Annotated in this window: 11 protein-coding genes and 1 tRNA gene; 7 read left to right on the top strand and 5 right to left on the bottom strand. The window is 52.7% G+C overall.

The genetic code is table 11. The annotated features are described in order from the left end of the window. The first annotated feature begins 191 nt into the window (after positions 1 to 191). Positions 192 to 998: a 2,5-didehydrogluconate reductase DkgB gene (gene dkgB / locus ACR6JA_RS19025; protein ID WP_008457256.1), complete on the top strand. Its 807-nt coding sequence runs from the start codon at positions 192 to 194 to the stop codon at positions 996 to 998. A gap of 6 nt (positions 999 to 1,004) precedes the next feature. Here dkgB and yafC read toward each other — a convergent pair whose 3' ends face one another. Continuing rightward, positions 1,005 to 1,907, bottom strand: coding sequence for a DNA-binding transcriptional regulator YafC (gene yafC / locus ACR6JA_RS19020; RefSeq protein WP_494493963.1), 903 nt, complete (start codon positions 1,905 to 1,907; stop codon positions 1,005 to 1,007). 104 nt (positions 1,908 to 2,011) lie between these two features. On the opposite strand from yafC, the gene ACR6JA_RS19015 reads away from it, so the two are divergent. From ACR6JA_RS19015 to ACR6JA_RS19005, 3 genes are all read left to right on the top strand, one after another. Next, positions 2,012 to 3,187: an MFS transporter gene (locus ACR6JA_RS19015; RefSeq protein ID WP_166876476.1), complete on the top strand. Its 1,176-nt coding sequence runs from the start codon at positions 2,012 to 2,014 to the stop codon at positions 3,185 to 3,187. Positions 3,188 to 3,333: 146 nt separating this feature from the next. Further along, positions 3,334 to 4,137 carry an endonuclease/exonuclease/phosphatase family protein gene (locus tag ACR6JA_RS19010; RefSeq protein ID WP_008457262.1) on the top strand — a complete coding sequence of 268 codons (804 nt, stop codon included), beginning with the start codon at positions 3,334 to 3,336 and terminating at the stop codon, positions 4,135 to 4,137. A gap of 71 nt (positions 4,138 to 4,208) precedes the next feature. Further along, on the top strand, positions 4,209 to 4,976 hold the full coding sequence (locus ACR6JA_RS19005) for a class I SAM-dependent methyltransferase (RefSeq protein ID WP_494493964.1): 768 nt from the start codon (positions 4,209 to 4,211) through the stop codon (positions 4,974 to 4,976). A gap of 46 nt (positions 4,977 to 5,022) precedes the next feature. Here ACR6JA_RS19005 and mltD read toward each other — a convergent pair whose 3' ends face one another. Both mltD and gloB read right to left on the bottom strand, forming a co-directional pair. After that, positions 5,023 to 6,393, bottom strand: coding sequence for a murein transglycosylase D (gene mltD / locus ACR6JA_RS19000; protein ID WP_034808691.1), 1,371 nt, complete (start codon positions 6,391 to 6,393; stop codon positions 5,023 to 5,025). A gap of 70 nt (positions 6,394 to 6,463) precedes the next feature. Continuing rightward, on the bottom strand, positions 6,464 to 7,219 hold the full coding sequence (gene gloB / locus ACR6JA_RS18995) for a hydroxyacylglutathione hydrolase (protein WP_494493965.1): 756 nt from the start codon (positions 7,217 to 7,219) through the stop codon (positions 6,464 to 6,466). 35 nt (positions 7,220 to 7,254) lie between these two features. Here gloB and ACR6JA_RS18990 point away from each other — a divergent pair, with 35 nt between their 5' ends. Next, positions 7,255 to 8,019, top strand: a complete 765-nt coding sequence (locus ACR6JA_RS18990) for a class I SAM-dependent methyltransferase (protein ID WP_336818457.1) — start codon at positions 7,255 to 7,257, stop codon at positions 8,017 to 8,019. On the opposite strand, the gene rnhA is transcribed toward ACR6JA_RS18990, so the two are convergent. Next, positions 7,973 to 8,449 carry a ribonuclease HI gene (rnhA, locus tag ACR6JA_RS18985; protein ID WP_434082312.1) on the bottom strand — a complete coding sequence of 159 codons (477 nt, stop codon included), beginning with the start codon at positions 8,447 to 8,449 and terminating at the stop codon, positions 7,973 to 7,975. The genes ACR6JA_RS18990 and rnhA overlap by 47 nt on opposite strands. 66 nt (positions 8,450 to 8,515) lie before the next feature. Here rnhA and dnaQ point away from each other — a divergent pair, with 66 nt between their 5' ends. Beyond that, positions 8,516 to 9,247 (top strand): DNA polymerase III subunit epsilon, encoded by a 732-nt coding sequence (gene dnaQ, locus ACR6JA_RS18980; protein ID WP_494493966.1) that lies wholly within the window; start codon positions 8,516 to 8,518, stop codon positions 9,245 to 9,247. Between the two features lie 134 nt (positions 9,248 to 9,381). After that, positions 9,382 to 9,458: transfer RNA gene (locus ACR6JA_RS18975), tRNA-Asp, on the top strand. Positions 9,459 to 9,570: 112 nt separating this feature from the next. On the opposite strand, the gene ACR6JA_RS18970 is transcribed toward ACR6JA_RS18975, so the two are convergent. Beyond that, positions 9,571 to 10,494 carry a DMT family transporter gene (locus ACR6JA_RS18970; protein WP_494493967.1) on the bottom strand — a complete coding sequence of 308 codons (924 nt, stop codon included), beginning with the start codon at positions 10,492 to 10,494 and terminating at the stop codon, positions 9,571 to 9,573. Positions 10,495 to 10,562 lie beyond the last annotated feature (68 nt).

Below are 10,562 nucleotides of genomic sequence, written 5' to 3'. Positions count from 1 at the left end.
CCCGTCCGTTCCGCCACTTATTTAAGCCCTGAGTCTTAAACTCAGGGCTTTTTTGTTTTTAAATTTCATCACACACGGCGGCATTGTTGCTGATTTAGCAAAAATCTTCTGCATTTATCTGCCTTTTTCATCAAAGTTCTCCCCTGCATACTCTGCCTCATACAAACGCACACCCTTTAATGAGGTTAATAATGGCAATTCCTGCATTCGGTCTGGGCACTTTCCGCCTGAAAGACGACGTCGTCATCGCATCGGTTAAAACTGCGCTGGAACTGGGCTATCGCGCAGTAGACACTGCTCAAATCTATGATAATGAAGCGGCTGTTGGTCAGGCCCTGGAAGAAAGCGGTATTCCGCGTGATGAACTGTTTATCACCACCAAGATCTGGATCGAAAATCTGAGTAAGGACAAGCTGATCCCGAGCCTGAAGGATAGTCTGGCGAAACTGAATACTGATTATGTCGATCTGACCCTGATCCACTGGCCATCACCAAACGACGCCGTTCCGGTTGCTGAATTTATGCAGGCGCTGTTGTCGGCGAAAGAAGCTGGTCTGACTCGCCAGATTGGGATTTCGAACTTTACGGTTGAGCTGATGCAGCAGGCCATTGACGCCATTGGTGCTGAAAACATTGCGACTAACCAGATCGAACTGTCGCCATACCTGCAAAACCGCACCGTTGTTGAGTGGGCAAAACAGCATAACATCCACATCACGTCTTACATGACGCTGGCGTATGGCAAGGCACTGGCAGACGAAACGATTGGCCGCATTGCACAGAAGCATCAGGCGACCCCTGCTCAGGTGATTCTGGCGTGGGCGATGGCTCTGGGTTACGCAGTCATTCCTTCATCTACCAAACGTGTGAATCTCGAAAGCAACCTGCAGGCGCTGAACTTGAAGCTGGATGCAGAAGACATGGCGGCTATTGCTGCTCTGGAATGCAATGACCGCCTGGTGAGCCCGGAAGGTCTGGCACCAAAGTGGGATAACTGATCCTGATTACGGCCCTGCATAGGGCCGTTTTACTGCGTCACTCAGAAAATCAATAAATGCACGAATACGTGTACTAACCGCCCGGTCGCTATAGTACACCGCACTGAAAGGCATATTGACCGGCAAAAGTTTATCGGCAAGCACCTCAACGAACTCTCCGCTCTCAATCTCTTTATCAATCATAAAATCCGACAGGCAGGCAATGCCGTTTCCCGTCAGGCAGAGCTGCTTAAGTGTCTCGCCACTATTCGAAGATAACCCAGGCTTGATCTCAAAAAGCTGCCCATCCGCTTGTGAAACAGGCCAGCGGTTAAGAGATGACGGTTCGGTAAAGCCCAGGCAGACATGATTCACCAGATCGGCGACAGACTCTGGCGTACCGTGTACTGCCAGATACTCAGGCGAAGCAATAATCTTGCGATAACTGCTAAAGAGCGGCCGGGCGCGCAAGCTTGAGTCGGTTAAATTGCCCACGCGAATAGCCACATCGACTTTGCGTTCGATGAGGTTAATGAAGGTTTCTGAAGATACTAGCGAGAGCGTCATTTCAGGGTAGCGTTCGCGGAACGGTTTTATCAGCGGCATCAGTAAATGCAACATTACCGGCGTTGCGGCATCAATGCGCAATAATCCCCGCGGCGTTTGCTTACTTTCCATCACTTCATTTTCGGCTGCGGACATCGCCTGCAGAATCTGCTGCACGTTACGGAAGTAGCGTTCACCTTCCTCCGTCAGGCTCAACTGCCGAGTTGTGCGGTTGAGCAGGCTTACTCCCAGCTTCATCTCCAGTTTTTTAACCGTTCTGCTTACCGCAGAGTTAGCCTGTCCCAGCTGTTCTGCTGCGCGGCTGAAACTCCCGCTTTCTACTACGGCAACGAAAATCGCAAGTTCTTCCGATGTAGCCTTCATTGTTGCTCCACAAGCAAAATTCTATTGAGATTTTACATATTTTTGTTATTTAAGCATCCCGCCATACTGCGTGTCATCAAAAGACACCTGTTATGGAGTAAATTATGCCTCTGGCGCTTCTGGCACTGACAATCAGTGCTTTCGCAATCGGTACTACCGAATTTGTGATTGTCGGGCTTGTGCCGACCATCGCTGAACAACTCGCGATCTCCGTGCCGTCGGCAGGATTGCTGGTTTCTATCTATGCCTTGGGCGTAGCAATTGGCGCGCCTGTCCTGACCGCTTTAACGGGTAAATTGCCGCGTAAACAGCTGCTGATCGGGCTTATGGCTCTCTTTACAGTGGGTAACGTTATTGCCTGGCTGTCGCCTAATTACGAGACCCTGGTTGTGGCACGTCTACTCACTGGCCTGGCACACGGCGTATTTTTCTCTATTGGCTCGACGATTGCGACAAGCCTTGTGCCTAAAGAGAAAGCAGCTTCGGCCATTGCCATTATGTTTGGTGGCCTGACGGTAGCGCTGGTGACCGGCGTGCCATTAGGCACTTTCATCGGGCAGCATTTCGGCTGGCGTGAAACCTTCCTCGCGGTATCGGCTATTGGCGTGATCGCGTTAATCAGCAGCATGATCCTTATCCCGAAAGATATTCCTAACCGTGCGATGGCGGGAATAAAAGAGCAATTACAGGTACTAACGCATCCGCGTCTGGTGCTGATCTATCTGGTTACTGCTCTGGGCTATGGTGGCGTGTTCACCGCCTTCACCTTCCTTGCGCCAATGATGCAGGATCTGGCCGGCTTCTCACCTTCTGCGGTTAGCTGGATCCTGCTCGGTTATGGCGTATCGGTGGCTATCGGTAACATCTGGGGTGGGAAACTGGCGGATCGCCACGGTGCGGTGCCGGCTCTGAAGTTTATCTTTGCTGCTCTGGCTGCGTTACTTCTGGTCTTCCAGTTCACAGCGCATTCACATGTTGCTGCCTTGCTGACGATTTTGGTGATGGGTGTTTTTGCTTTCGGCAATGTGCCGGGATTACAAGTTTATGTTGTCCAAAAGGCTGAGCAATACACGCCCAACGCGGTAGATGTTGCCTCTGGGCTCAACATCGCGGCCTTTAACGTAGGGATTGCCCTGGGCTCCATTATTGGCGGTCAGACTGTACAGAACTTCGGTCTGGCGCAAACGCCTTGGATTGGCGCCGTGATCGTTGTTCTGGCGCTGCTGTTAATAGGCTTAAGTGGCCGACTCGATAAGCAATCACGGGTTGCTATCGGTTAAGTTTTATCTTTCCGGAGCGTGATTGTTTACGTTCCGGAAAGGCAATGGTTTGTAATGGTCGTTGAAAGTCTGCGCTAAAGTCCCTATAACTGAAAGATAGCCTGCGAGCTGCAGGCAAGTTGAGTTACTGAGGTCGTTAGCCAAACGTGCACAAGAATACCTATGCCATGAGATATGTAGCCGGACAGCCAGCAGAGCGCATTCTGCCTCCTGGCTCGTTCGCGACTATCGGTCAGGCATTACCCCCCGGTGAACCTTTACCCGGTCAGGACACAATTCGCGTTCTGGTGTGGAACATCTTTAAGCAGCAGCGGGCCGACTGGCTTTCAGTGCTGCAAACCTTCGGCAAAGACGCACATCTGATGTTGCTCCAGGAAGCGCAAACGACGCCTGAGCTGGTCAGGTTTGCGACCTCTAACTATCTGGCTGCCGACCAGGTTCCTGCCTTTGTTTTACCCCAGCATCCTTCTGGGGTGATGACGTTGTCTGCAGCCCATCCGGTATATTGCTGCCCGCTGCGTGAACGTGAGCCGATCCTGCGCTTGTCTAAATCAGCTTTGGTCACGGTCTATCCGCTGCCAGACGGGCGCATGTTGATGGTGATTAATATTCATGCTGTCAATTTTAGCCTCGGTGTTGATGTCTACAGCAAGCAGTTGGGGCCTATTGGAGACCAGATAGGGCATCACAACGGGCCGGTGATCATGGCAGGAGATTTCAATGCCTGGAGCCGCCCGCGTATGAACGCTCTCTTCCGCTTTGCCCGCGAGATGACGCTCCGTGAAGTCCGCTTTACTGACGATCACCGCCGCCGGGCGTTTGGTCGCCCTCTTGATTTTGTGTTCTATCGTGGCCTGAATGTCACCGAAGCTTCGGTGCTGGTGACTCGTGCATCAGACCATAATCCGCTACTAGTTGAATTCCGTCCCGGCAAGCCTGAGCTGAAATAAGGTTCGTCAGGTCTGCCGTTGGGCAGACCTGTGCGCTGCCCTTTTTCTCACTTAACCGCAAGGACATAACGATGACAACGCAATCCCATCACGACAAAGTTGGCCAGCAGTTTGGATCTCAGGCCAGCGCCTATTTGACCAGTACGGTTCATGCTTCCGGGCGCGATCTGGAGCGGCTTAGCGCAAGGCTGAATGACTTCCCTCATGCCACGCTCCTGGACATGGGATGCGGAGCAGGGCACGCCAGCTTTATTGCCGCGGCTAAAGTGAAATCGGTGGTGGCTTATGATCTGTCCGAGCAGATGCTGGCTGTCGTTGCTGAAGCGGCAACAACGCGCGGAATAGCGAATATTGCGACGCGTCAGGGATACGCGGAATCATTGCCGTTTGACGACGGTACTTTTGACGTGGTGATCAGTCGCTACTCAGCGCATCACTGGCACGATGTTGGTCAGGCGCTGCGCGAAGTAAAGCGCGTGCTTAAGCCCGGTGGTATTGCCATCTTTATGGATGTGACCTCGCCGGGCCATCCGGTTAAGGATATCTGGCTGCAAACGGTCGAGGCGCAGCGAGATACCTCGCATGTGCGTAATTATTCCAGCGGAGAGTGGCTTAGCCTGTTCAATGAGGCGGGCCTGGTCACGCACAGCGTGTTGTGTGACAGGTTGAATCTGGAATTTACCAGCTGGATCGCCAGAATGCGCACGCCGATAGTGTTATCAGACGCAATCCGCGCCTATCAAAAAAGCGCCTCGGACGAGGTGAAACAATACTTTGAATTGCAGCGGGACGGCTCATTCACCAGCGATATCATCATGCTGGAAGCGCGAAAGGCGTGAGGTAAAAAAGAAAAGGCACCGTAAGGTGCCTTTTTTGTTCTGGCTATCAGGTATCCGGCGAGCTGTTGCCGCTGACAAACAGCGTCAAACGGTCACCCGGTCTCAGGTCATCGGTACCGCTGTTCCAGCGCATCACATCTTTGATGTTCACGCCGTGACGTTTAGCAATACTCGACAACGAGTCGCCTTTGCGCACCTGATAAGTGATGCTGCTGTTATCGGCCAGCTGCGTGGCGCCACCTTTCACGCTGAGCGTCTGCCCAACTTTAAGGTGCGAACCGCGCAGGTTATTCCAGCTCTGCAAATCCTTAGCATTCACACCGAGGCGTGAAGCAATGCTGGACAGGGTATCCCCTGAACGCACTTTATAGGATTTGTTGCCACCCGCGTTGAGGCGGTTATCCGCCACCAACGTTGGCTGTAAAGCATCGATTTCACCTGAAGCCAGAGAGGCTTTCAGCTGCTCGGCATGCTTTTTCGGCACCATCACATAGCGCTGATTTTTTCCAACGGTGGTGCTTTTCACGCCGGCGTTGAAGGTCTTCAGGTTGGTGAGCGACATGCCTGCCATTTCGGCGACCTGCGTTAACTCAACCGGACTGCTTACTTCAACACGCGCCAGCGCGCGGCTTTCATCCGTTGTCGGGAGACGTACGCCGTACTTCTGACTGTTTTTGAGTATGTCACTCAACGCCAGCATTTTCGGTACGTAGATCTTTGTTTCACGTGGCAAAGCCAGCGACCAGAAATCGGTAGGTTTACCCCGCGATTTGTTCGCTTTAATAGCATTCAGCACGCGGCCTTCACCGCTGTTGTACGCCGCCACGGTCAACAACCAGTCGCCGTCAAACATCTTGTTCAAACGCTGCATCATATCCAGTGCGGCAGTGGTGGAAGCCACTACATCACGGCGTGCATCGTACGCTTTGGTCTGCTTCAGACCGTAATTGCGCCCCGTACTTGGGATAATCTGCCAAATGCCTGCGGCATTTGCACCAGACGTCGCGTGGGGGTCAAAAGCGCTCTCCACTATGGGTAGTAGTACTAGTTCCATTGGCATGTTGCGTTTCTTAACTTGCCCGGCAATCCAGTACATATACGGCTCTGCCCGTAATGTTACATCGTGGAGATAGCTCTTATTACTCAGGTACTTCTGTTTCTGTTCGCGGATACGGATGTTTTCCGGTATCCCCATCTTTAGCTCGTTGCCGATGAAGTTCCACAGGTTTTGATCTTGCGCGAGGAAGGTTCCATCATCCATCCATCGCGCGGAGGTCGCTCGACCCGTGTACTTTCCTGCTTCACCTTGACCAGCTGCAGACAGACTCTGTGCGTGCTGTTGAATGTTGGCATCATGCTTTGACGCCTGGCACCCGACAAGCAAGACAGAGGCGAGTAGTATCGCTTTTGCCTTCATGTGTGTGTCAATGGTTGCTTAAAAGACGAGCGATGATACCGTCGCCTTTTCGACAACACAACCAGAATATTCAGAAGCTGTCCTTCTTTGTCCTTAACCAGGCGAATATCTCATGGGGTTGTTGCAAGTTTGTTTCTTTTTTTATTTCTTCTTTTAAAACAGCGTCTTCAGTGCGTAAAAAAATATTTATTTCACGTTCAGTTTGCAGGGAAGACGGCAAAGTTGAATAGTTTTTTGCGCGTAACTCCTTAACTTTTCGATAGTATCCCGCTAAATGCTCATCATGGGGCAGAATACTTAAGGAAAACTTTATGTTCGATTCCGTATACTCATGTGCGCAACAAATCAGTGTATCTGCGGGGAGTTCATTAAGCTTTTGAAATGAATTAAACATCTGATCTGCCGTGCCTTCAAAAAGCCTTCCACAGCCGCCTGAAAACATTGTGTCGCCGCAAAATAGATAAGGAAAACTAAAAAAGGAGATATGTCCTAAAGTGTGACCAGGTGTTGCTATCACGCGAAATTCACGCCCAAGCAGACTAAACTTATCCCCTTCGCCCACGATCTGAGTGGCGCCTTTCTGCCGGGTTTCCTCCGGGCCGTAGACCTTAATCTTCGGAAACTTGTCCTTTAATTGCTGAACGCCACCCACATGATCGGCATGATGATGGGTCAGCAGAATGGCCTCTGGCTGCCAGCCGTTTTCCTCTATTCCCCTCAATACCGGTGCGGCGTCGCCAGGGTCAACGATCACACATTTTCCCTGCTCGTTATTAAGCACCCAGATGTAGTTATCCTGGAAGGCACGAATACTGTTAAGATTCATAGTTCAACCTCTCTATGGCCATTAAGAAGGTAGTGATGAAACCGGCAAGGATACCTGAGATTATCACTTCCCCCCATCATTGGGCGCAGCTGCGGTGGGGAGAACACTATCGGGATGCGCTCGAAGAGCAGCTCCGCCCGTGGCTGGCGAAAATGTTCGGCTTTCACTTATTGAAAATTGGCAACCTGAGTGCGGAAGTGAACACCGAAGCCTGCGCGATTTCGCATCAGGTTAATGTGGCCCTGCAGGGTGAACACCTACAGGTTAATGCCGATCCTCTGCACTTGCCTTTTGCGGCGAAGTCGGTGGATGCTTGCCTGTTGGCCCACACGTTACCCTGGTGCCCTGATCCCCACCGCCTGCTGCGGGAAGTGGATCGTGTCCTGATCGACGACGGTTGGATCGTGCTCAGCAGTTTTAATCCCATTAGCTTGCTGGGGCTGGGGAAAATGGTCCCGTTCCTGCGTAAGCGTGTTCCTTATAATAGCCGAATGTTTACCCCCATGAGGCAACAAGACTGGCTGTCGTTACTGAATTTTGAAGTGATGTACCGGCGCAGTTTTCAGGTCCTGCCCTGGCATAAGCAAGGTGGGCGTTTGCTGAGTACGCATCTGCCGGCGCTGGGCTGTATGCACGTTATCGTGGCGCGAAAACGCACGCTGCCGCTGACGCTGAACCCAATGAAAAGCCGCAAAGCGAAAAATCAGATTCGCTCGGCGGTAGGGGCAACGCGGCAGTACCGCGAAGCCGTTGCTAAGGTGCCGCCGCGTCCGGCTGATAACCCACATCCTCATGAGTAGGGTGGGAGGCCGCGTTGCGCGCCAGTTCGTCACAGCGTTCGTTCTCCGGGTGGCCCGCATGCCCTTTGACCCATTCCCACTTAATCTGGTGATGGCTCAGGGCGGCATCCAGGCGCTTCCATAAATCGACGTTTTTCACCGGCTTTTTATCTGCCGTCTTCCAGCCGCGTTTTTTCCAGTTGTGGATCCACTGGGTAATGCCCTGGCGGACGTACTGGCTGTCGGTGCTGAGGACCACATCGCAGGGTTCGATCAGCGCCTCAAGCGCGACGATAGCGGCCATCATTTCCATGCGGTTATTGGTGGTGAGACGAAACCCTTCGCTGAAGATTTTCTCGTGCTGCTTGTACCGCAAAATTGCCCCGAAGCCGCCCGGCCCTGGATTCCCCAGGCAGGAGCCATCGGTGAAAACTTCTACCTGTTTACGCATCTCTGGTAGACTTCCTGTGATGAAAACGTCAAGTCTGACACAAACGAGCGCGATGAGCACAGCTATATGATTTCTACCCCCACCAGACAAATAGTCCTCGATACCGAAACCACCGGTATGAACCAGATCGGTGCTCATTACGAAGGGCATCGCATTATCGAGATCGGTGCGGTTGAAGTGATCAACCGTCGCCTGACGGGCAACAACTTCCACGTCTACCTCAAGCCCGACCGGCTGGTGGATCCGGAAGCCTTTGGCGTTCACGGTATTGCGGACGAGTTCCTGGCGGATAAGCCGACCTTCGATCAGGTTGCAGACTCGTTCCTCGACTATATTCGCGGCGCCGAGCTGGTCATTCATAACGCCTCGTTTGATATCGGCTTTATGGACTACGAGTTCAGCAAGCTGCGGCGCGACATTCCCAAAACGGACACCTTCTGCAAGGTTACCGACAGCCTGGCAATGGCCCGTAAGATGTTCCCGGGCAAGCGAAATAGCCTCGATGCGCTCTGTTCTCGTTATGAAATAGACAACAGCAAACGTACGCTGCACGGCGCATTGCTCGATGCCCAAATCCTGGCCGACGTTTATCTGATGATGACCGGCGGGCAAACGTCACTCAAATTTTCTATGGAAGGTGATGTGCAACAGCAGCAGGGCAGCGGCGGCATTCAGCGCGTGGTGCGTCGTGCAACAGGTATGCGGGTGATCCACGCCAGTGATGAAGAGCTGGTGGCCCATGAATCGCGCCTTGATTTGGTGCATAAGAAAGGCGGCAGCTGCCTCTGGCGCAGCTAAAAACAGCCAAAATGAGTTAAAAATCGCCACTCAGGTGATTTTTGCGGCAAACGGTTAATTTTATGATAAAAAGCGTTGACGGTTATCGGGGCAATCCGTAATATCCGCTTCGTTCCCGACGGGGAACAAAACGCGGAGCGGTAGTTCAGTCGGTTAGAATACCTGCCTGTCACGCAGGGGGTCGCGGGTTCGAGTCCCGTCCGTTCCGCCACAATTCAGAAGGCCTGAGTCAGCAATGACTCAGGCCTTCGTCGTTTTTGCCTTTCTTAAAAATTCACCTAACCCCCGCGCCGCAATCGCGCGAGGGCTGGCTGAAACCACCTCTAGTGCCTGCTGGCCAACGCCACGCCGATCAAAATTGTCGCAATCCCGATGATATGGAAAAGATGCAGCGTTTCGCCGAGAAATACCAGCGACAGCACCACGCCAAAGACTGGGATCAGGTGAATGCTAAGCCCGGCACGTGCGGCACCGACGGCTTCCACGCAGCGTCCGTACAGCAGATAGGAAACAAAAGAGGGGAATGCACCGAGGAACACGACCGCTGAAATTGTCATGGTATTCCAGTGTGGCACAGCCCCGGTGCTCATTTCATGCAGCCACAGCGGCAGCGCCACCACCAGCGCGATAGCCACCTGAACGCCCAGCAGCCCCATGCGGCTAATATCGGAAGGGATTTTTCGGATCCACAGCGTATACAGCGCAAAACAAGCCATGGCCGCCAGCAGCATCAGGTCACCCGATGAAAACGCCATTTGCAGCAGCCCGTGGATATCGCCCTTAAAGATAATAAACAGCACACCGCAGCAGGAAATTGCCAGGCCGACCACCTGCTTAACGCTGAGCTTGTGCCCAAAGAATAGCGCACCAAACAGCATAATCAGCACCGGTATACAGGAGTTAAGCAACAGCGCGTTGGTACTCGAAGTGTGGTGCAGGCCGATATAGACCAGCAGGCTAAAGCAGACGATCCCCGTCACCGACACGGCGACAATCCAGCCCAGATACTCCCGGTAGCGACGAAAGTCTCTTTTTATATAAGGCAGCGCAAACGGCAGAATCACAATGAGCGCCACCAGCCAACGCATAAAGGTGAGCCCCACCGGGGGAATATCATTGCGAACGGCTTTGCCGACGATGTAATTACACGCCCAAAGCAGCGGCGGAATGGTGAACAGGAGCAAAACATACCAGGCCGACGGCTTATGGGGGGCAGCCTCAGTGGCCGACTTCTTACTGCTGAGCAAGGGATTCTCCTTTGACACGGGATTTTGCTGGAAAGGGCGAAGGGAGAATATATTACTCGCTGTCGGGC

Source organism: Cedecea sp. B1(4), assembly GCF_059414925.1.
Note: the sequence above shows the minus strand (reverse complement) of the source record. Positions and strands in the feature narration are given on the sequence as shown.